The organism is Bacillus massiliigorillae (assembly GCF_000380245.2).
GTDB classification, from domain to species: Bacteria; Bacillota; Bacilli; order Bacillales; family DSM-1321; genus Bacillus_AD; species Bacillus_AD massiliigorillae.
Genome location: NZ_HG428741.1, coordinates 3,446,902 through 3,469,612, shown reverse-complemented (window position 1 = coordinate 3,469,612; position 22,711 = coordinate 3,446,902). Strand labels below are relative to the sequence as shown.

Here is a 22,711-nt window from a genome sequence, read left to right as displayed (position 1 = left end):
TTCTTTAAAGGGCTTCCCACAAAAATTATATTTCTCTCTCTAAGTCAAGTTAATCATTAAGGAAGTCTGTGCTGTTTCTTCCACAGTAGTTGCCATAATCTTTACGATTCCAAAAAAATATGGTGACTTGTGATTCTTTGCTTATCATTTATCGACCTAAAGGTTGGATCATTTCAGTTTGTTCAGAAAATGATAAGTTTTATTGATTGGTACTTACTTGATGTTCGTAGACAATTTTACCACCCAGATGACCTGTGATAGCCATTAAAGCCGTTCCAGAAATACTTAAAATGATGATTAGAATCGTAATTAATCCACTTTTGAAGATCGGTTTTTTTAGAAATTCAAATTTAAAAAATGTGTGTTTAAATAATAATTTAATAGCAGTTAAAACCCCAAAAATAATCATGGACAAATCAGCGAAAAAGGAATGTAATTCAACCTGATCGTGAAGAATTCTACCCCAGTTTGAAAAAGCAAATTCTTCTGCCCCATCCCCTGAAAGAACAGTAGCTATCCCAGAAATGAAACCTATGACGATTAATGTTGTTCCCATTTTATTAAGGGTCTCTTTTTTTAGAAAAACATTTACGATTTCAACTACTGCTCCAATAATGAGTAGCGCAATAGGGAAATGGACAAGTAATGGATGTAGTGGCATTTTTCATCGTCTCCTTCTATTTGATATCACTATCATATAAAACAAAACTGAAGGAAAACTGAATTTTAGCCACCAATGGGTAGAGAAATAATAAATGTTGTCTCTTTTCCTAACGAGCTTTTTACATTTACTGTTCCTTTGTAATAATCAATAATAAATGATGCATAAATAAAATATTTTGTTAGTAACTTAATCCTTTAACATTAAAAATCTTCGAGGACATTGAAGAACGTTATAATAACCCAACAGAAGAAATGATTCGTCGGGGTGTGAAACCAAATTCAGGTCGGGCTCAAATGTTTGAAGTACGTGAAATTGAATCAGATATCTCCTTCATACGTAATTACTTAACGAAAGACCTTGTGATGAGAGAAGATATGTACTTGTTCCAGAAGCAAGGTAAGGATATAAAATTGTTAATAAAGAATGGAAAAATGTTCGGTATCAGCTTGTGAATATGCGTGTGAATGGTGGATTCCCGTATATAACAGTCAATGACGGTGACTATCGGGTGCTAGAGCTTAAGTTCAGGGCTGCTTTATAGTAGCCTTTTTTTCGTTATGCGATTGGTGCAGGTTAGTTCAAGAAGGATTTGATTAATATTATAAAGAATAATATTTGCACCAAAGCAATGTCATCATTTAGCCTTATCCGTCATATGATGACATTACTTATTATTTCTCGAAGCAGGGCAGGTCAATAGCTGTACTAAGCAAATCTAGCAGGGGGCCTTCGTTTATTCACAACCTAATGGCTCCTAAGAAAAGGAGCATAGATTCATGGAAAAAGTATTCGTTACAGGCGGTACTGGCTACATAGGAAAATCACTAATTCAGGAAGCGTTTAAGGAAAATATGGAAATTATCGTACTTACTCGTTCTGATGAAAAAGCGAGACAGCTGGTGGAACAAGGAGTTTCAGCAGTCGTTGGCGATCTGCTGGAGGATGGCGAGTGGCAAAAGGTTATTCAAGAGTGTCAGTACGTCATTCACTTGGCAGCACCGCCAACCTGGGGTAAGAAGGTTACGAAAAAAGTGGCTTTGGAATATAGCCATGGACATTATGCCATGACGGTGCGCTTGCTCAATCACATCAATCCCTCTGCTATTCAAAATATTATTTATGTCGCAGGTACGAGCTACTTAGGAGATAGCGGTTCAGATATGCCTAAGGATGAAACATACCGCAGTGAGCCTAAAGGATGGGGACCTTATATAGTGCCTTCTGTAAATGAGTTAGACAAGTATAAAAATAGTGGGTTGCCGATTACAACTGTGTTTCCTGCACAAATTTATGGCGCGGATTCTTGGACCGTGCAACTGTTTATAGAGCCACTGTATCGTAAGAAGCCCATTTATTCTTTATGGGGAAAAGAACCGATGTTTTCGCCCATTCATGTGGAAGATTGCGCAAGAGCCTGCCTGTATTTAACGAAACATGCCAGTATAGGTGAAAAATACATTCTTTGTGATTCCCATCCCATTACATCAGAAAGCTTCAAACAAATGATTGAACAGGAACTTCGTGTGACTGGAAAAACGGTGAAAATCCCTGCATGGCTGTGTCGACTGGTTATTGGACCTGTTCTAACGGAGTATGCAACTGCACATACTTATTTTTCAAATGATAAGTTACTAGATACAGGTTTTAAGTTTCGTTATCCGAGCGCAGTTGAAGGAATTCCTCAGGTAACAAAGCAATGGCTGTCTAGTCTTTCCTCCAAATAGAGGAGTCTCCACCTTCATCAATGTCAAATCAATATTTTTCCATTATAACGCTCTCAAGGGTCTTTCTCTATATTAAGAAGAACGGATGGCAGCTATTGGTAGCGTAGAAACGTTAGCTCTCTGTATATGAAGTAACGGTTCCGAAAATTTAAGGCTGAAGGCGGCTGCAACGCAAGCAGAGATGGCCGCGGTTATGTACCGTATGCTGCAAAAGATGAACTTCAGGTAGGTTAGAAAAACTATACACTTTGAGGTCTGGCCTTTCTGTACTGTTTGCTTATGCTTACCCCTATTTAAGATACGGTTCATCGAAACAAATATTGAATTCGTTCTTAAGAATGGGATTCCCTCTTGAACTGACTTGCCCTATATATAACTCGATAGTTTGCGAATAAATACGCTTAAACAAAACCAGCTAATAGTTTGTCAAACATTTCGCTAAATAATGAGATTCTAGAGTGCTATACTAAAAGTAGGGCATGACAAATAAGCTTCCTCTAACGATATGGAAGTTCCTTGAAGATATGTGAAAAATTATTTTAAGCAACATCTTGGAATGTTGTTTTGTTTTTCAAAAGAGCGTAAATCCAATGTAAAAGCTTGTTAGCACAGGCAATAATGGATACTCGATAAGGTTTGCCTTCTTCACGTTTCTTATCGTAAAACTCACGTAATCTCTTATTTCGAGGGATGAGTTCTTTTGTCGTTCGGGTTTTACGTGCATCTCGAATGGCACAACGGACAGCTGTAAATAGGGCATGTCTAAGCCTGCTGGAACCCCTTTTCGTGATATGATTTTTAGTTCCCTTAAAGGTACCAGATTCAAATATGCTAGGGTCAATTCCTGCAAATGCAACCAACTTCTTAGGGTGATTAAACCGATCTATTTCTCCAATTTCAGAAATAATCGTTGCTGCGATTTTTTCACCGATACCAGGAATGGATTGGGTAATCTTATATTCTTCAATATTTTTTGCTAAAGCATCTATCTCTTCTTCAAGCTTAGATAGGTGCTTTTTATATTCAAGAAGAATCCCTATAAGCATCTCTAAACTAATCAAATGACTATGATATAAAGTCTGTTGAAATGGATTTCGACTAGCTGCTTTCATTAGTTTAGAAGCTTGATTACTAGCCCACTTTTGTGAACGACTTTTACACAGTTCATGAATCTTTATGGATACGGCTTCTTCGCCAGCTTCTAAAATGCCTTTTGAGGTAGGGTAGGTTAATAAGGTAAGTAAAGAAACATTCGAATATAATTCTCCAAATACGCCTACATATTCAGGAAACACTTGGTCCAACACAGATTGAAACTGTAATTTAGATTGTACAAACATACCTGTTAAATTTTCGTGTTGTCTCGTCAGATTACGTAAGTTTAATAGTTGAATACCACGCTTTTTATATGGCTCTAAATCTTCTTTATAATACATCTCGCAGAGATGTTGGGCATCGATTATATCGGTTTTGACTTTACGTAAACTTGAGCTTTTCGTTTTATAAGAAATGAGTGGATTCACAATGATTAACAGGTAACCTCTTTTTTCGAAATACTGTACAACAGGCGTATGATAATGCCCAGTAGACTCCAACATAATGGGTGGTTGTGAACCTGATACTTCTTCGATTTCTCTGATAAATACGTGGAGTTCATGTAATCCTTCTAGTGTATGTGCTACTTTAAAGCTCTTTTTATATGGTTTCTTTTTCTCCAAGAATGCTTGAACCTGACTTTCTCCTTTTGAGACATCCAGACCAATGACTGGATTCATGTGTATCTCCTCCTATTAATCAAATCACTGGTAACCCCTATGGCTGCTTATAGTGTCATAGCTTCGCTTGTTATACGAGATCTACGTCCCAACCAGCTTCAATCATGTTTCTATAAGTAGGGGGTGAACGGTTTAGTTTTCGGGCTTAACTCCCACAGGTGCAGTCGTTCTACCCCAGCTACCATTAGTATTCTAGAACCTAAATTAAAAGGTCAACCAATAACATTGGTCAACCTTATAATACGATCAGGTGCTTTAGTTCAATAAGAATTAAACAACTTTATTAATGATTTTTAAGTACAAATACCTTTTAAATATATAGAAATTAAACAACTTTATTGTTGCCAATCACAATTTACGCTTTGACAGAGAATTTGTTCTTGTGATTGGAAGTAGATTCGCAAAACGTAGATTAAATTAGGAAACATAAGGTTGAATAAGATGCTTCATTGATTTGAAGCATCTAAAAAGGGATTGAAATTAATACCGAGATAATAATGAAAATAAATATCATGGAACTCTTCATGTGTTATACCAAATTTTTGGGAAATCATATCCAATATAATTTTTGAATCGGTTTTATGAGTATAGTCATGTCCTGCGGAGGTAATTAGTCGAAACTTATTATCCGCGTAGTTTAATACTTCTAATTCAAGCTCAGCTTTATCTTTTCTAGAATTATAGAGTAAATGATTTAGGGTGCTAGTATTATAGGATTTTTTATTATTTATATAAAATAAATTTTCAGTCTTATAATGCACTAACTTTTTATTAGGTATCTCACTTGATAAAAGGTATTTGTTTGAATCTGTGTTTCCAATTAGTTTTAAATCAGAAATATGTAAAGTATTTTGGTTATCGCTAGTGAGTAGATAATGTCTTAGTTGTCTTTGAAAGTACTCAAATACAGCAAACTGGTTAATCGTCTCTAGTTCATCATACTGATTTTTTAACTCCAGGTTAATTTCAATAGTTGAATAGCTATATTGAACGTCAATATTTTCGATAAGATAGTTTAAAGAATTAGATTGTATAATCTCGTTTGCAACTTTTTTTAGATCACTAACAGTTCCACTGCTTTCAACGATATGTAAAAGACACATTGTGGTTAAGATTAAGAAACTTATGCTAAAAATTATAACTTTTCTTTTCATTTTAATCCTCTTTTCCTCCTCAGGAAAACAGCTTATGAAAAAAAATTGATAAAAATGTGTGAAAAGTAGGAGTGTTAAATGAACTCGATAGGAAACAAAAGAGTAAATGAGTTTCTCCTTTCTTATGCAACTATCGGAGCAGTTTAGTTGAAGAAGGGCTTTCGTATATTATGGCGAATTTAACTTTATTTAGGAAGAGAGAGAATGAAAAATGAATGATCTATATGATAGACTTAAAACCAAAAAAATAAAGATAACTGAAATTCCAAAATGGGGACCTTATTTACGAAAGCAATGGGGAAATATTTTTGCTAGTCATTTAAGTGATAAAGATAAGAAATGAATTTATCTATTTGATACGGGTGGCTATTTATGGCACTTGTTTAGTTATGAGAAGAAGGATTGTTTAGGGGAAGAAAAAGCTGAAGCCGCATTCAATAATCAGACAAAGAATAATTGTTATGTGTTTTATCAACATTCGGATTATGCTCTTTTTCTTGAGAATGCCTCTATGTTTAATACTGATGACCTCATAAATGAACAAGATATTTATATTGTAGATAAAGGATTTAACTGGACTTACATACAAACACACGAAGCTGGATGGTGTGGACCATACTTTAGTGTTAAATGAAATTAGGTTGTTTCGCTAACAGGTGCAATAGCTTGGGTTCAGAGTTGATTTTTGTCAGCTCTTTTTCTTATGCAACAAACGGAGCAGGTTAGTTACATAAGGAGTATTTACGAAATTGTGTAAAAATCTATAATTAGTGTAATATTACACTGTAGAGTGAAGGGATAAGAGCATTAATTTAAATGAAAATATGTACGAAGATGAAGCAAAAGGGATGGTGTTTATGGGGGGGGCGAATAACGTTTGTATGTATATTGTTTGTCGTAGCTTCACTTTTAGGGGTGGGTGCTCAAGACGTTGCTTATATGCCTATGTTTGATAAAACAGGTTTGGGTAGTCCTGAGGCATTGGAGTGGTCAACTTACTTGAGTTGGTTCTTCTTTGTGGTTATGTACATACTTATAGCTGTTTCTGCCACTAAGAAAGATACTAAAGACAATAGCGTGAAGGTTATATATACTTTGTCCGTAATATTATCGATACCCGTATCAGCGTGGTCGTTGTTTGTAATTGCGATGAGTATTGGGCATTAAATGAAGAAGGAAAGTACGGCAACTAGATACTTTTCTTTTATTTACGTTAGTTGCTACAAACGGGGCAGGCTAGTGGAATTAAAAAAATCATTCTTGTAATGTTGAAAGGGGTGATAAAATGGAAAAGTCATTTAACGAAGTTTACGATTTATTACAAGAATATATTAAAGAAGATTCTGGGATGATAGACTTGGGTTGGTGTGGAGAGCTTCTATATCCTTTTTATAAACATTTTAATGATAATGATATAAGATATAGAGCAGGTTCACTTATAGCATTTTTTGGGTTACTAGAAGAATGGGAATTAGAGTGTGGATTTCCTTTTTGTACTGGAAAGTTTGATATAAATAAGAGTCATCATTTTGATAAGTATATCGAAGAATTTTTGAAATACTCGTCGAATATAGAGGAACAATTACCTCATATTAATAAAGTTATTATATATTTTTTAATGCTATTAGATAAAAGAGATGGTTTTGAGAACACTTTTCCAAATATCAATAATGAACTTTTTAAGATAATTAGAAAGCAATTGTTTGGTAGTGAAATACTATTGTCAGATGATTTATATATAAAAGCATTTAGAGAAGCAAACATTGATATTTCTTAGCTAAATATAAATGTTTACTTGTGAATAAACTTACTTAAACTAACGGGTGCATTCGTAGAAGATCAGGGCTGTCATTTAGACAGCTTTTTCTTATGCAGCTAACGGGGCATTTTAGTGGAATTAGCGTTTTAGAAAAAAACTCCTAGAAAATACAAGGTTAATTATAAAAAATAAAACCCTACTCTTCAGTAGGGAAAGGTAGGAAATAAATAATATTTGTTATCAATGTCAGCAAGCTCCTCAGCAGTTAAATTAAATTTATCGCAAGTCGCTTCCACAATTAACGGATCATCTTGGTCTGGATTATAATACTTTCCATTCTTAGTTATAAGAGTAAATAGTCTTCGAGCGTATCGGTGTACGTCTATATCATCATAGCCATTAACTTTTTCAATAGAAGTATTTGAAATGTGTTGGTTAGTTACTCGTTTAAACTCAGAAGATGAAAAAATGATTTTTTTATTTATTGAAAAGTAGCTTTCATAGGATAAGATTAAATTTTTATTGGGTAATATACTATCATATACAAAAGTGTTTTCATCAAATTTCCCGTAAATAATTACATCTTTTCTGCTTAGGAAATTAGCTTTTTTATTGGAATGATTATTAAGAATGACACGAAGTTTTTGGGTAAACATTTTAAAATTCATAAATTGCTCAATGGTAGCCATATTTGAAATTTTTCTATCTATGTCTAATTCTATATAGATAGTTCTATTATCAATACTAAACCTTGGATTACTAAATAAATTTAATAGGTAGTGTTTTTCAATTATTTGAAATGCAGATTGTTCGAGAATCTTTATTTGTTTGTTTTTGTTGTACGTAGCAGAAGAATCTGAAGAAAGTGTAATTATTAACAGTAAAGGTAGTAAAAAGATGTATTTCTTGTTCATTCATTCTCCTTAATAAAATTTTTGTACTTAAATAGAAATTTTATTAAAAAGTATTGAGAGAAGTACGTAATGAATATGGACAATTTATTAATAAAAGTTAGGGAATTTAAGAGTGAAATGTTTTTTTAATTTGACGACAAACAACTTTATTATGAAATAGGATAGAGATTGTGGAGACAAACTGCGGCAAGTTTGTGAGGTTTTACACTTAAACTATTAGATGCAATAGCTCAATAAAGAGTAGTGTAGGTTTGAGGAGTAATTAATTGAATCTTGATATGTTCTGAAAGCCTGATTATTGATATATCAGGCTTTTACATAAGATCCTTAGGAGAAGGAAGGCTGGGCATCTTATTGGCATCAACGAATTCTAAGAGAAATGGACTTAACATCAAGCGAGTCTCTAGAATTTGCGAAGCTAAACGCAGGTGTTGTGCAGCCATCTCGTACAGGAATTAATCCGTATTACTTAGGTTTGAAAATTTTTGAGGATATTGAAGAACGTTATAATAATCCAACAGATGAAATGGTCCGTCGTGGTGTGAAACCAAACTCAGGTCGAGAGCAAATGTTTGAAGTGAGAGAAGTCGAATCAGATATTTCCTTCATACGTAATTATTTAACGAAAGACCTTGTGATGAGGGAAGACATGTATTTGTTCCAGAAGCAAGGCAAAGATTATAAGATTGTCGATAAAGAGTGGAAAGGTGTGCGAGATCAGCTCGTCAATATGCGAGTAAATGGTGGATTCCCGTACATTACGGTTAATGATGGTGACTATTTACGAAACGGTGAGTTGTATTTAAAGCATTGGTGTGAAGGCATTGAGTTAGATGTTAAATATTTAGAGAAGGTTCTTCCTTATATTTATCAGCTTTGGGGAGGGACGTAGGGTTCATTTGGAGACGAAGGTGGAGGAAAAGCCAATTTTGTATACGTATGATAGTAAGGGGATTTATAAGAAGTATTTGTAATTTCATATTGTATAAGGATCACTATATGCTAAGCTGTTTGTTGGGATTTTGACTTTATTTTGTAATAATTTATGTTTATTTAAAAGACAATTATAAATAAAGTACATGATATGATTATCAAAAAGAGAAGCAAAGGTCGTATATTGCCTTTGCATCTCTTTTGTATCTATTTAGATTGATTATTTGTTATTAATGATTTCGTTCAAAGAGTCTATTTCAGAAATCGACGGATCAGGTTTAATTTTTTCTCATTAAGTATATTCTTTGCATTTTTTTAACTTATTTCTAGTTTATAGTAAAACAAAAGATAACAACATTACAATGGTGAAAGCTACGAGAGAAACGATAACGCTGGTGATAGGTAAAACTTTGTAGGCGTATTTTGATTCAAGATCGGAGGCAGTCACCACTGACCAGAACATATCGTCGTTTCCGTGGAAGACCATAAAGGAACCAGACGCGCACGCCAGAAAGATCAGCATCGTGCCCAAGGTGCTATCGTAGCCCATGGCAGGAATCACTGGAGCGATGATCAAAGTCGCAGTCAATAACGAAACGGTGATAGAGCCGATGGCAGTTCTAAATAAAACGCCGATCAAGAAAGGTGTTAATAAGCCTAAAGAAGAGCCCACCATTAATTTAGCCAAGACATCTTTAAGCTCCGTCGCTTGCAAGATGGCGCCAAACGCGCTACCGGCGCAAATGATCATTAAAATTTGTGCTCCTGTTCGTAACGAATTACCAACAATCCCATCAAATTGCCAGATTGTCGCATCTTTTTGTTTTTTCCAACACAAGATTAAGGCTATCAGCATTCCCACAGCTAAAGCGATTTCAGTTGTGCCTAAACTAGCTAAAATCATGTACGGCACTGAATCTGTAGTTAGCTGATCTAACAAGAAAGTTTTTGTTAAAATCAATAGTACTGGTAATAAAATCGGTGCGATGGCAGCCCAAAATGGAATTTTACTTGCATTTTCCTGTGCGTCAATTTCGTTTAACGTTTTAGGATAAGGATATTTTTTTCCTAACCAGCGGGCACATAAGTAGATGGTAATTAATAATGGAATGAAAAAAAGCAACGACACGAACATTACTTTCCCGATATCCAATTCCAGCACATTTATGGCTGATAATGGTCCTGGCGCTGGCGGCATAAAGGTTGTCGGAACCAAACAGCCTAAGCTTAAGGCGATAATCATTACCATAAAATCGACTTTGGCTTCTTTACTGATTTTTTTTGCTAAAGGCGCTAGCAAAATAAACGTAGAAGAACAAAAAACCGGGATCGATACGATAAAGCCAGTGATGGCTAGACCGATAGGCGATAACTTTGGCCCAGTGATCTTGACGATTTTCTTGGCAATTACATCTGTGGCGCCGCTAGCTTCCAATAAGCCTCCGGTCACAGTTCCAATCAATACGATCAAGCCTAAATCTACCACCGCCGAACCCATTGCTTCTTTGATAATGGTCATGATCTCTAGTAAATCTAAGCGAGACAATAAACCATAGACTAATGCTACACTTAGTAAAGCGAAAAAAGGATGCAATTTAATTTTGATACTTAAAAAAATCAATAATAAAATACTAACAACTAACGTGATAGCTACCATATCTTTACCTCACCTTAAGCTTGCGCTAAAAGGTCTTTACCTTTTTGATAATAAGTAGCCATTTCATCTTTTGGCACCATATTTCCTCCAGTTGCCCAGACGATATGAGTACCCGTTTTCATAAATGGTTCTGTTTCGGCTAAATGACGATTCAAATCCGCAAGAGAAGTAAATCCAGACGCTGCGGAAGGTTCCACATAAATCTTTTCACTATCCACTAACATCGCTAAGTATTGATATAAACGATCATCTTGGAATGTTGTTTCGGCATACATTAACGGTTCGATCACTTTGCCGACTAAACGAGAAGGGCGGCCAACTGCTAATCCGTCAGCAGCGGTTTTTCCGTCGATGCCGATATCGTTTACAGAAATGTCATCATGTAATTGCGTGTATAAGCCTAATAACATACAAGGAGAGTGAGTCGGCTCTACGAAAATAATATGGACGTTGTCGCCAAATAAAGTTTTTAAACCAAAGGCTACACCGCCAGGGCTACCACCAACGCCGCAAGGAAGGTACACAAACAATGGATTTTCTTCTGAGACTTCGATTTTTTGCGCAGTAAATTGTTTTTGCAAACGGAATGCCGCCACCGCATAGCCTAAAAATAAATCACGAGAAGCTTCGTCATCGACAAAATGACACATTGGATCTTTTTCCGCTTCGGCACGTCCAGCCTCTACTGCTAGGCTGAAATCTCCCTGATGTTCCACTACGGTTACGCCTTTTGAACGCAATAAATCTTTTTTCCATTGTTTCGCGTCTTCTGACATGTGGACAGTAGTGTGAAAACCTAATTTCGCTCCCATGATCCCGATACTCAAGCCTAGATTACCTGTGGAACCTACAGCAATACCGTATTGTGAAAATAACTCAACAAATTCCGGCTCCGCTAATTTGGCGTAATCATCAGTTACTTTTAGTTTGCCAGATTCTAAAGCAATCGTTTCCGCTAATTTCAACACTTCGTAGATTCCGCCCCGAGCTTTGATGGAACCAGAAATCGGCAAATCACTGTCCCGTTTCAAATACAAACGGCCGTTAGTTTCGATTTGGTCGAATTTTTCGATGGCTGCCAACATGTGGGGGATTTCCGTTAATTCTGATTCGATGATGCCGTTAGTTTTTTGTGTTTCCGGAAAAACAGTGGCGATGTATGTCGCAAAACGCTCCAAACGCTCTGATGCGTCTTGAATATCCTCTAAATCAAACAGGTTCTCACCAGCTTGACCTAATTTGGGATTTTTCCAGCAAACTTCTTGATAGTTCTGTAATTGTTCTAAAAAGTTATCCATCTTTATCATAATTCTCTAACTCCTCTAGCTGCATTTTTCATTCAAGCTCAATCTTTGGCAGAATCACCTTGGAAGCCTTTTGATTTATTACACTACTAGTTATAATAGTGGTAAATCTAATTTAACACTTAAAGGCCCTTTCATTTTGGTGAAAAATAAAGTCATCAGCTATGATTATTTTAAATGTAGGCAGACCACCGAAAAAATGTGAATGATTACACAAGTAATAATAGCATAGCTGTTATTGGGTGTGAAGTGTGATTTAACAAAAATAAATATAATTTAACAGGAGTTACAAAATGGAATCTCTCGATGTTGGAAAAAAAGTAGAAAAGTTTAGAAAAGACAAAGGTTATAGTTTGCGCGAATTATCCCGTTTAACGGATATTACCCCTTCGATGTTAAGTCAGATTGAACGGGGCTTAGCCAATCCATCCTTACAAACTTTAAAAGTTTTAGCGGGAGCTTTAGACATACCTATTTTTCATTTCTTTTTAGAAGAACGTGAAACTTCAGACTTGATTGTCAAAAAACAAAAGCGCCGCAAAATGATCGTGGATAATTTAACTTATGAATTGCTTTCACCAGACTTCAGCGGCGAATTAGAAACTGTCGTAATGAAAATACCCCAAGGTGTCGCATCTTCTAACGAACCCATCGGCCACAAAGGAGAAGAAATTGCCTTCGTATTGAATGGAACAGTCCAGCTTTACTTAGGGGATAGTATTTACCAATTAGAAGAAGGGGACAGCGTTAAAATCCCTGCTTTTATGAAACACAAATGGGAAAACTTAAGTCAAGAAGACGTCACGGTTGTATTCTCCGTTACTCCGCCATCATTTTAATTATTAGTTCTAAACTCAATAGTGTCGCAAGGAAGTTCCAAGCTTAAAAGACATATATTTAAAACTATCCATACACAGAACAGTCCTTTATATTACTCTCGGATGACTTATCCATGACAAATAAAAAGGACTGCTGTTGATATAGCTGTTCCTATCCTAAAATGGATGGGGTTGAGGTTTTAGAAAAAATAAGAGATTTCCCATATATTACGGTAAATGATGGAGATTATATACGGAATGATGCATTGCATTGTATCTAAAACATTGGTACGAAGAAATAGAGTTAGATGTGAAACATTTGGAGAAGATGCTTCTTTATATGTAAACCTAATAAAGATAAAATGAATAATTGAGAAGTAAATAAAATGTTGGGAATAAAAATATGATTAAAATAATGATTGTTGAAGATAATGTGCAGCTACAAAATGAGATTGCTTATATGTTAAGTCAGCATGGTTATTCGGTTATTAAGGCAATGGAATTTGATCAAATACCTAGTTTAGTAAAGGAAAGACATCCACATTTGATATTGTTAGATATTAATTTACCATTTGAGGATGGATATAAAATATGTACAGAAATACGTGATTTTTCAAAAGTACCGATAGTTTTTGTGACGAGTCGCAATACGAATATGGATGAGCTCATGAGTATTACGTTGGGTGGCGATGATTTTATAGCTAAGCCATACAATACACAAATTTTATTAGCGAGAATTAATGCACTTTTAAAGAGAGCGTATCCAAGTGAAAATGCTATGGATGTGATTGAGTATAATGGAATCAAGTTGAACATTTTATCAAGTACAGTTGAGCATAATGGGAATGTTGTTGAACTGACCAAGAATGAATTGAAAATATTGCATTATCTTTTAAATCATCAAGGGAAAATTGTTTCTAGGGTGGATATTATGGAGCATTTATGGGATAGTGCTTTATTTGTAAATGATAATACGTTAACAGTAAATATTACGAGAATACGGAATAAAATTGAAGAGCTCGGTGTAAAGGAGTTTATTAAAACGAAAAGGGGACAAGGCTACGTCATATGAGGTTCAAAGAGTACATAAAGGACAGAATACACGTGCTTTTTTTACATGGGATATGCTTTATTACACTGATGGTCTTTTTGTTTAGTGTGGGTAATACATTCGATACCATGAAAGTAATTGCAATTGTATGGATTTTTATATTCATCACCTTTTTTACCTATGAATACAGAAAGCGAAAAATATATTATGAAGCGATTTTACAGGCGGCTGATCAGCTTGATAAGAAGTATCTTATTAGTGAAGTAATAGACATGCCACCTTATGCAGATGCAGTGCCATATTATTTGTTGTTGAAAAAAGCGAGTAAGTCTATGCGTGAAGAAATCAATCACATTAAAAGTCAACGTAAAGAGTATAAAGAATATATTGAGCAATGGGTACATGAAGTAAAAACACCGATAGCTTCTATTAAAATATTAGAAGAAAACAATAAAACGAATACATCCCGAGTTGTTTTACAAGAGCTAGAACAGATTAACAGGTATGTGGAACAAGCATTGTTTTATGCTCGAAGCGAAGAAATAGAGAAGGATTATTTAATCAAGGAAATTTCATTATTAGATTCCGTTAATAATGTTATTATTCAAAATAAGCAGATGTTCATCTTGAATAATATTGATATTGAACTAGCTGATTTACATCAAACAGTGTATTGTGACAGTAAATGGATCGAATTTATTTTGAATCAAATTATCGTTAATTCAGTAAAGTATCGAACAGAGAAAAATCCTATCGTTAAAATCTATACAGAGAATGTAAGAAATGGCATTCAATTGATTGTTGAGGATAATGGAATCGGTATCCCTCAGTGTGAAATCAATCGTGTCTTTGAAAAAGGATTTACAGGTAATAAAGGAAGAACAAACAATAATGCGACAGGTATTGGATTATATTTATGTAAAAAACTATGTGATAAACTGAGCTTACTACTAACGATTGAGTCTGAAGAGCAAGTATATACTAGGGTAAGAATTACATTCCCAAAAGGAACCTTTTCAAAAGTATAAGAAATGTAGTAATGGGACGTCGAATTTGTTTTTTCGACGTTTTTTTATTTGCTTGTGATTTACATAGAGTTAAGTGACAACATTGTAACTTTAAAGTAAGGTTACATCGAATTTCAGTTGGCTAAAATCATATACAATACAATCGAGGTGATAGTGATGGATACAGTATTAAAAATAGATAGTGTAGAAAAGTATTATGGAAACAAAGGAAATGTGGTAAAAGTTATTGATGATATAAATTTTGATGTGTTTGAAGGAGAATTTATTGGCGTTATGGGTCCTTCTGGCTCAGGAAAGACAACTTTATTAAATATGATAGCAACGATTGATGAAGTTAGTTCTGGGCATATTTATGTTGATAACAAAGATATAACTGAAATTAGCCAAAAAGATTTAGCGAAGTTTAGAAGAGAAAATCTAGGTTTTATATTTCAGGATTTCAATCTTTTAGATACATTGACGATTCATGAAAATATTGCCTTAGCCTTAACAATAAACCGCTGTAAAAAAGGTGATATCGATGAAAAAGTAAAGAAAGTTGCACATACATTAGGAATTGATGAGATTCTAACTAAGTATCCATACGAAGCATCGGGTGGGCAAAAGCAACGGTGTGCATGTGCAAGAGCCTTAATTACGAATCCGAAGCTGATTCTTGCAGATGAACCAACTGGTGCCTTAGACTCAAGGTCTGCTCAAATGTTAATCGAAATGCTGTCAAATTTAAACAAAGAGTTAGGTGCTACTATATTAATGGTTACGCATGATTCATTCACTGCTAGCTATTGTGATCGAATTCTTTTTATTAAAGATGGCAAGATCTTTACAGAGCTACGAAAAGGAGAAAATTCTCGTAAGCAATTTTTTAATCAAATACTAGATGTGGTTGCATTGCTAGGAGGGGACGTAAGAGATGTTCGCTAGATTAGCCATTGGAAATGCTAAACGATCTATTAAGGATTACTTGATTTATTTTATTACGATTACATTATGTGTTAGTTTTTTTTATGCATTTACTTCGTTATCGAGTTCGAGCTATAAATTCATAACGGAAGGTTCATATAATTTTGAGATGTTACAGAATATATTAAAATACTCAACGTATGGAATTACAGCTTTACTAATTATTCTCATTGGATATGTGAATCAATACATGATGAGAAGAAGGCAGAGAGAATTTGCTACGTATATTTTATTAGGAACGGAACAAAAGAGTGTTGCTTTCATGTTTTTTATTGAAACATTATTGATTGGAATAGTTTCGATTATTTTGGGGATTTTTATTGGAACATTATTTTCACAAGTCGTAACAGCACTAGTACTCTTAACAGCTAAACAAGAAATCGTTTTTTCTTTTCGATTATATATGGATACAGTAGTAATAACCTTTCTCTTTTTTATTGCTATGTTTTGTATTATAGGTATCTTTAACATTAGAGTATTGAATAAAAAGAAACTGATTGATATGTTACACGCTGACAAGAAAACAGAATTTCAATTTAAGCGAAGTAGTAAAGTATATATCATTACTTTTATGACATCAGTGATGATGTATGGAGTTTGTGGTTATTGTACGTACAAGCTTATTAGTATAATCAACCATTCAGGAATGATTGAAATCAGCGACCGAGTATACATACCGTTTGCTTTAATAAGTTTTATTATCGGGACATATGCATTATTTTATTCCTTGGCATATATCATTATTTTTATAAAGAATCGATGGCTCCATTTTAAATATGAATACACAAATCTGTTTTTAATAGGGTCAATCGTTTCAAAAATTAAAACAGCACCAATTCTAATGGCGACTATTGCTATTACCTTTTTAGGAGCATCTTTAAGCTTTACATTAACGCTCATTCTTTCACAATGGAGTTTGGGATATTTAGATTATCGAGCGCCGTATGATATTAGTATATCGAATGAATATGCTATTGCTTCAAATATAAAAGATATACCGAAAATAGATTATAACGACTTAACGGAATATCTACATAAGGAAGGCTATAACATAGATGAATATCGTCAAGTTGAAAAATATTTTTTACAGGATGAAGATTTTTACCAAAGAGAAAAAAGTAGCATGCCGATTTTAGCAATTGGATTGAGTGATTTTAATAAGCTAAGAGATATGCTTGGCTATGACAAGGTGGACTTAGGAGAAAATGAATTTACAATGCAATGGGCCAAAATGGCAAGTGAAGCAGAATTAAAGCGATACATAAAAGAACATTCAACACTAAAGATAAATGGACAACATTTTACTATTAGCTCTGAACCATATTTTAAGGAATCAATTGGTGAAGGAGTCTATAATTACTTTACAGATGCACTTATTGTATTGCCTGATGCTATATGTAAAGAATTAACGATAGCAAGTACAGATTTTCTTGCGAATACTACTAAAGAAATCAGCTATGAAAAAGCTAGTTATTTCGAAAAACAGATTGTACCTAAATGGTTTGAATTAAAACATAATGATTTATTGAGTAAGTATGATGAAGAACTCAAAAGTGGTGAGAGGTTTTATCCAATTCATACTAATATGAAAGTAGTCGAAGTGAGTGAAATATTAAACGCTACACTAGCAATGAGAATATTAGGCATTTATTTAGGAACGGTACTGTTAATGATTAGTTTAACGGTACTTGCCTTACAACAATTAGCGGATTCTATTGAACATAAAGCAAGATTTAAAACATTAACTAAATTAGGAATCGATCATAAAGAGATTAGTAAAATCATCTTAAAACAAATATCCATCTATTTTGTATTACCTATTTCAATAGCGATTATAGGCTATGTCCTATTTATTAGTAACTATATACAGTTATATAGACAAGAAATTAATTCGTATATAGGCGATCAAGCTTTTCGGTTGAATGTTGGTATATCAATTTTACTAATCTTAGGCATTTACGTCGTTTACTTTATAGCGACCTATTACACTTTTAAAAGAAATGTTAAAGATGGATTTAAGAGATGAATAAGGAATGGAAAACACTCCAGTTTAGTTAGGGGTGTTTTCTTTGTTTTTCTGAGCTTTTAAAATAACCGCCTTAGCTGAAATATGGCTGGGCATCCTTCTGGCATCAACGTATCTCACGTGAAATGGACTTAACATCAAGTGAATCTTTAGAATTTGCGAAGCTGAATGCAGGATGATTAATGTCTTCGTTCAAAGAGTCTAATTCAGAAATCGACGAACCAGGGTTTAATAGCATCATCTATAATTGCTTTATACATGTTTAAATGCACAGTTAAACATACTTATATTTGTGGTAGAATCCAAATTTAGATTTACAACGTTAAGGAAATAATTGTTTGTTTAGAAATTATCTGATTTTCAAAACTATTTTCCCTTTAGCTCTTCCTGACTCCGAATAGTCCATTGCCTTTTGAGCATCTTTAAAAGAAAAAACTTGGTCAATGACGGGTTTGATTTTATTTGACTCAATCATGTTTGTAATAATACGTAATTGATTTCCACTTGGCTTCATAAACAGAAACGTATATTGAACATTATGTTTTTTTTCAAGTGCAGTAATTTTTTTAGTTGCTGCTGAAAATAATATTGTTTTTAAAAATCCGGAACCGTATTCTCTACCAAAACGAGCATTCGGTAATCCTGAAACAGAAACAATTTTTCCTCCTTCTTTTACAACATCAAATGATTTTTCGAGGTTCTTACCCCCAAGTGTATCAAATACGGCATCATAATTATTTAATCGATCTTCAAATCTCTCTGTCTTGTAATTGATTATTTCATCTGCACCAAGAGACTTTACTAGATTCATACCAGCTTCACTAGCGGTAGTAGCGACAGTGGCACCCATTAATTTAGCCAGTTGTATAGCGAAGGTACCAACACCACCAGCCCCAGCTTGAATCAATATTTTTTGTCCTTTTTGTAATTGAAGTATGTCATGAAAAGCTTGATAGGTGGTTAATCCTACTAGTGGGATTGAGGCTGCTTCCTCAAAGCTCAAATTTTTCGGTTTGAAGGCAATGTCATTTTCATGAATGGCGATATATTCCGCAAAAGTGCCGATTTTACTCTTACGTGGACGTGCATATATTTCATCGCCGACTTTAAAACGAGTCACTTTGGCTCCAACCTTGACTATAACACCAGAAAAATCATTGCCAAGAATAAGAGGCATTTTATATTTAACTAATAATTTCACTTTCCCATCGCGTATTTTATAATCAACAGGATTAATACTAGCAGCATGAATTTCTGCGAGTACTTCATGTTCTTCTATTTCAGGTATAGGTACTTCTGCCAAACGCATTGGGAATTTCCCGTACTTATCAATAACCATTGCTTGCATTTCTGATTCCTCCAAATCATGTTTGTTTCTATTTCATGATTTCAATAAAACATTGCTTAGAAAAAATATTATTAAGCCCTTCTCTTTTTAAACACTTCTAAACCATGATTAGCCATATTCTGGATTAACGATAACCAAGGGCAGTAATTTGGTTTAGGATTTTTTCCTTTCCCTATTCGGACAAGTTGCTGTTCATACCAACCTAAATCTAACATAGAGCCGACTCTTGCATCTAACCATTTAACATCTGTTCTAATAGGTTTGATTTCCATTGTTTGGTACGTACCTGCAAAAATACGATTTGGCAGATCAGGCATTAATACAAATGGTTTTCCTATCCCAACCATATCGACTGCGTTGCTTTTGATGGCGTTCGTCATACCTTCCTCTGAACGAAATCCTCCTGTTACAACTAAAGGAACAGATATTATTTTTCTCGCTTTTTCGGCATATTCTAAAAAATACGCTTCTCTCGTTTTGGTACGATTATTTGAACTACTTTCCATCATGACGGGGTTTTCATAATTACCTCCCGATATTTCAATTAAGTCTATCCCAACTTCAGACATTTTCTTTAATACTTGCATAGATTCCTCTTCAGTAAATCCTCCTCGTTGAAAATCAGCAGAGTTCAGCTTAAGTCCGATAGGAAATTCTTCTCCCACTTGACGTCGAATTTCATGATATGTTTCTAACAAAAATCTCATGCGGTTATTTAAACTCCCGCCCCATTCATCATTTCGTTGGTTATGGTGAGGTGACAAGAATTGACTAACTAGATATCCGTGAGCACCATGGATCTGAACACCTGTAAATCCTGCTTTTTTTGCAATTCTAGCTGCGTTGCCAAAACGTTTAATAAGATCTTTAATTTCCTCTACTGTAAGAGCTCGTGGTTTATTAAATATATTTGATACATGGCCAGAAAGTGGTATGGCACTTGGGGCAACGGGTGTTTTCGATACACTTTTTGGTGATTGTTTCCCAGGATGATTCAACTGTAACCATAATTGTGTTTCATTTTGTGTACCTGCTTGCGCCCACTTCTTTAACATATCTAAATCTCGTTCATCCTCAATAACAACATTTCCTGGTTCACCTAGAGCTTTGCGATCAATCATCACATTTCCAGTCACTAGTAGACCTGCACCACCTTTAGCCCATGCCTCATACAAAGTAACTAATAACGGTGTAGGATTATTCTGTTTAGTACCTAACGTTTCACTCATGGCTGACTTATGAAAACGATTTTTAATTGTTACTTTGTCAGATAGTTTTAGTGGATTTCCTAAAGTAGAATTTTTCATTTGTTGTCTATCTCCTTTTCCAATAGGTATCATAAAAAATTTATTATGAAGATTCTTTTGGAGCATCCCAATGATTTGTCATGTATTCTTCAATATGTTCTGTTAAATTTTTCAGCAAACGAATGGTGCTTTTGGTTGGATCTAAATAGTAGTAATTCATTGTTCCTTGACGATTAAGATTCACTACTTTGGCTTCTTTTAGAATCTTTATATGGTGAGAAACAGCTGGTCGGGAGAGATGTGTTTTCTTTGTAATTTCTCCTACTCGCATTCCTTCACAACCAACGCTTAGTAATGCAATGATAATGGATTGTCTTGTTTGATCTCCAATTGCAATTAACACTTCTTGACAGTCTTCAAATTCTCGAGCTAATAAATCAAGATTTCCAGTATTCTTCATAAGCATGACTCCTTTGTTTAAATGTTTAATCCATTGAGTAAATGAATCATAACATATTATTTTTTTAAAAAAGCATTGGGAAAGAAAATCGAGACCATTGAATGAACATTTATGTTCAGTTATTAACATAAGTGTTCCATGTATATTCCAACAGATGAAATGGTCCGTCGTGGTGGGAAACCAAACTCTGGTCGAGAGCAGATGTTTGAGGTGCGTGAAGTAGAATCTGATATATCCTTCTTACGTAATTATTTGACGAAGGATCTTGTGATGAGCGAGGATATGTACTTGTTCCAGAAGCAAGGGAAGGATTATAAGATCTTTTGATAAAGAGTGGAAAGCTGTGCGTGACTAACTAGTTAATATGCGTGTGAACGGAGGTTTCCATACATCACAAGGGATATTGAGTGAGAGTTCAAAAGATGTCGGACGGGTTTTACGAACAGTTTCTTTTTTTTATAGTGTAAATACACCTATCCGATTAAGGATAAGTGCATTTGGTAAGGGCAATATGATCAAATTAAGAATAACAAACAGAAAAAATATAACCTGTCCCATCATCAGAACAGTGATATTATACTGTTAGGTGTCCTGTGAGAAAGAATAGGAATCCTTACCACTACGCTTCGCCTGATAAAGGGCTTCATCTGCTTCACGGTAAATCGTCTCGAAGCTTTTGTGGGTTTCATGCTGAAAAAATGCAGCACCGATGCTGACGGAAAAATGATACTCTGGCATGTCGGGAATGGATAAACGACGAATTTTCTGTATGATACGGTCTATGTATATTCTTCCGTCCTCCTGATTTTCTAAGCTTTGTGCAAATATCATAAACTCGTCTCCACCAAAACGAATACCTACATCGTTGTCACGAAATGACTGCCTCAAACAAAGGGAAACAGATTTTAGAACATTGTCACCATTTAAGTGTCCATATCGGTCATTGACATCTTTGAAGTTGTCAACATCAATCAGTAAAAGCATTCCACTTTTTCCTTGTCTCATTAACTGTCTGACTTTCTCCTCGCCCGCACCTCGATTATTGAGTTCCGTCAGCGCATCTGTTTCTGCTATAAGTCGCATTTCCATAGCATATTCCACATTGTTGATTCTATCTTGAAGGATAAGACAATTGACACCGACCCCAAGTACAGTAAATAGTATTAAATCAATCATATCAGCCATGAATAACTCTGTTGTCTTTGCCATATAACAACATATGGTGTATACCACCGAATTCATAAGTATGAATAATACGATTCTCCATGGTTTATCCAAAATAAACATTGGTAGGACACACAGGAATACCATAATCGTGATGGAAGGCTCTTTCGGATCTCCGAATGTGCCCATAATAATTCCTATTATCATAATCGGTATAATCCAAAGATAAAAGACAGTAGTAACACGTTTTATATTACCTGTGGTAAACCTGTTGAACAGATACATGACCAAAAAATACACCCACATGACAATGAACTCAGTGCTAAATGTGAAAATATCTCGCATAAGCCAGCCGAATATGATTGCAAAAGACATCATTATAATGCCTAAAATAGAAAATGCCCGCAGATTCCTATTATTTCTTGCAAGTACCTCCACTGCACATCTATCGACAGCACTTCCACGCAAAAAGTCCTCCCAGTTGTTCTCTTTTTTCGTCATTATCGGACTCCTTCCCAACTAATTGCTTCTGAGTTATTGTTTTGTATTAGTATATAAATAATCTCATATCTCCAGTCCTTATGACAACGCTCTGGATGAAACAACGTTTAAGGTGTTTAACTCTGATGAAAATAAAAAAGAGCTGCCGCCGCAACTCGATTTTTATTCAAGCACTCATGCTTTATTAACCCAACATACACATTCTTTAACTTTTCTATTAT

18 protein-coding genes and 6 pseudogenes are annotated in these 22,711 nt (G+C 34.7%); 14 read left to right on the top strand and 10 right to left on the bottom strand.

From position 1 onward, the window contains the following. Positions 1-199: 199 nt before the first annotated feature. On the bottom strand, positions 200-661 hold the full coding sequence (locus TX86_RS16035) for a DUF2231 domain-containing protein (RefSeq protein WP_042349906.1): 462 nt from the start codon (positions 659-661) through the stop codon (positions 200-202). 188 nt (positions 662-849) lie between these two features. Between TX86_RS16035 and TX86_RS26355 the strand changes: the two are divergent. Continuing rightward, positions 850-1,169 (top strand): annotated as a pseudogene (locus TX86_RS26355) (SpoVR family protein); the annotation flags it as partial. 271 nt (positions 1,170-1,440) lie between these two features. Further along, positions 1,441-2,388, top strand: a complete 948-nt coding sequence (locus TX86_RS16025; protein ID WP_042349903.1) for an NAD-dependent epimerase/dehydratase family protein — start codon at positions 1,441-1,443, stop codon at positions 2,386-2,388. A gap of 539 nt (positions 2,389-2,927) precedes the next feature. Here the strand turns inward: TX86_RS16025 and TX86_RS16020 are convergent. Further along, positions 2,928-4,163, bottom strand: a complete 1,236-nt coding sequence (locus tag TX86_RS16020; protein ID WP_042349902.1) for an IS110 family RNA-guided transposase — start codon at positions 4,161-4,163, stop codon at positions 2,928-2,930. Positions 4,164-4,609: 446 nt separating this feature from the next. Then, positions 4,610-5,317, bottom strand: a complete 708-nt coding sequence (locus tag TX86_RS16015) for a hypothetical protein (RefSeq protein ID WP_042349899.1) — start codon at positions 5,315-5,317, stop codon at positions 4,610-4,612. Between the two features lie 211 nt (positions 5,318-5,528). On the opposite strand from TX86_RS16015, the pseudogene TX86_RS16010 reads away from it, so the two are divergent. From TX86_RS16010 to TX86_RS16000, 3 genes and pseudogenes are all read left to right on the top strand, one after another. Beyond that, positions 5,529-5,951: pseudogene (locus TX86_RS16010) on the top strand (DUF4275 family protein). 182 nt (positions 5,952-6,133) lie between these two features. Continuing rightward, the gene (locus TX86_RS16005) at positions 6,134-6,484 is read left to right on the top strand and encodes a hypothetical protein (RefSeq protein ID WP_042349896.1); all 351 of its coding nucleotides are present in this window, start codon (positions 6,134-6,136) and stop codon (positions 6,482-6,484) included. Positions 6,485-6,602: 118 nt separating this feature from the next. Beyond that, the gene (locus TX86_RS16000) at positions 6,603-7,094 is read left to right on the top strand and encodes a hypothetical protein (protein ID WP_042349894.1); all 492 of its coding nucleotides are present in this window, start codon (positions 6,603-6,605) and stop codon (positions 7,092-7,094) included. Between the two features lie 185 nt (positions 7,095-7,279). Here TX86_RS16000 and TX86_RS15995 read toward each other — a convergent pair whose 3' ends face one another. Continuing rightward, positions 7,280-7,990, bottom strand: a complete 711-nt coding sequence (locus TX86_RS15995; RefSeq protein WP_042349892.1) for a hypothetical protein — start codon at positions 7,988-7,990, stop codon at positions 7,280-7,282. A 337-nt stretch (positions 7,991-8,327) separates the two neighbouring features. Here TX86_RS15995 and TX86_RS15990 point away from each other — a divergent pair. Beyond that, a pseudogene (locus tag TX86_RS15990) lies at positions 8,328-8,964 on the top strand (SpoVR family protein); the annotation flags it as partial. Positions 8,965-9,254: 290 nt separating this feature from the next. Here the strand turns inward: TX86_RS15990 and TX86_RS15985 are convergent. Next, positions 9,255-10,580, bottom strand: coding sequence for a GntP family permease (locus TX86_RS15985; RefSeq protein WP_042349891.1), 1,326 nt, complete (start codon positions 10,578-10,580; stop codon positions 9,255-9,257). Between the two features lie 14 nt (positions 10,581-10,594). Beyond that, the gene (gene dsdA / locus TX86_RS15980; protein ID WP_042349889.1) at positions 10,595-11,887 is read right to left on the bottom strand and encodes a D-serine ammonia-lyase; all 1,293 of its coding nucleotides are present in this window, start codon (positions 11,885-11,887) and stop codon (positions 10,595-10,597) included. 290 nt (positions 11,888-12,177) lie between these two features. Between dsdA and TX86_RS15975 the strand changes: the two genes are divergently transcribed. The 7 genes and pseudogenes from TX86_RS15975 to TX86_RS27485 all read left to right on the top strand — a co-directional run. Continuing rightward, the gene (locus TX86_RS15975) at positions 12,178-12,723 is read left to right on the top strand and encodes a helix-turn-helix domain-containing protein (protein ID WP_042349886.1); all 546 of its coding nucleotides are present in this window, start codon (positions 12,178-12,180) and stop codon (positions 12,721-12,723) included. Positions 12,724-12,920: 197 nt separating this feature from the next. Beyond that, positions 12,921-13,045, top strand: a pseudogene (locus TX86_RS27870) (SpoVR family protein); the annotation flags it as partial. 60 nt (positions 13,046-13,105) lie between these two features. Further along, the gene (locus TX86_RS15970; protein ID WP_042349885.1) at positions 13,106-13,774 is read left to right on the top strand and encodes a response regulator transcription factor; all 669 of its coding nucleotides are present in this window, start codon (positions 13,106-13,108) and stop codon (positions 13,772-13,774) included. 32 nt (positions 13,775-13,806) lie between these two features. Continuing rightward, positions 13,807-14,781, top strand: a complete 975-nt coding sequence (locus tag TX86_RS15965; RefSeq protein ID WP_230203629.1) for a sensor histidine kinase — start codon at positions 13,807-13,809, stop codon at positions 14,779-14,781. A 156-nt stretch (positions 14,782-14,937) separates the two neighbouring features. Then, on the top strand, positions 14,938-15,705 hold the full coding sequence (locus tag TX86_RS15960) for an ABC transporter ATP-binding protein (protein ID WP_042349883.1): 768 nt from the start codon (positions 14,938-14,940) through the stop codon (positions 15,703-15,705). After that, positions 15,695-17,770, top strand: coding sequence for an ABC transporter permease (locus TX86_RS15955; RefSeq protein WP_042349882.1), 2,076 nt, complete (start codon positions 15,695-15,697; stop codon positions 17,768-17,770). The genes TX86_RS15960 and TX86_RS15955 overlap by 11 nt, the downstream gene beginning before the upstream one ends. An 86-nt stretch (positions 17,771-17,856) precedes the next feature. Further along, positions 17,857-17,946 (top strand): annotated as a pseudogene (locus TX86_RS27485) (SpoVR family protein); the annotation flags it as partial. Between the two features lie 173 nt (positions 17,947-18,119). Here the strand turns inward: TX86_RS27485 and TX86_RS15950 are convergent. From TX86_RS15950 to TX86_RS15940, 3 genes are all read right to left on the bottom strand, one after another. Next, complete coding sequence (locus TX86_RS15950) at positions 18,120-19,118, bottom strand: NADP-dependent oxidoreductase (RefSeq protein WP_042349881.1); 999 nt, start codon at positions 19,116-19,118, stop codon at positions 18,120-18,122. Between the two features lie 71 nt (positions 19,119-19,189). Next, positions 19,190-20,425 (bottom strand): NADH:flavin oxidoreductase/NADH oxidase family protein, encoded by a 1,236-nt coding sequence (locus TX86_RS15945; RefSeq protein WP_042349880.1) that lies wholly within the window; start codon positions 20,423-20,425, stop codon positions 19,190-19,192. 43 nt (positions 20,426-20,468) lie between these two features. After that, positions 20,469-20,825 carry an ArsR/SmtB family transcription factor gene (locus TX86_RS15940; protein WP_042349878.1) on the bottom strand — a complete coding sequence of 119 codons (357 nt, stop codon included), beginning with the start codon at positions 20,823-20,825 and terminating at the stop codon, positions 20,469-20,471. Positions 20,826-20,972: 147 nt separating this feature from the next. Between TX86_RS15940 and TX86_RS15935 the strand changes: the two are divergent. After that, positions 20,973-21,177 (top strand): annotated as a pseudogene (locus TX86_RS15935) (SpoVR family protein); the annotation flags it as partial. A 230-nt stretch (positions 21,178-21,407) separates the two neighbouring features. On the opposite strand, the gene TX86_RS25850 reads toward TX86_RS15935, so the two are convergent. Beyond that, a complete protein-coding gene (locus tag TX86_RS25850) occupies positions 21,408-22,490 on the bottom strand; it encodes a GGDEF domain-containing protein (RefSeq protein ID WP_052343696.1) in 1,083 nt (360 codons plus the stop codon). Positions 22,491-22,711: the final 221 nt, after the last annotated feature.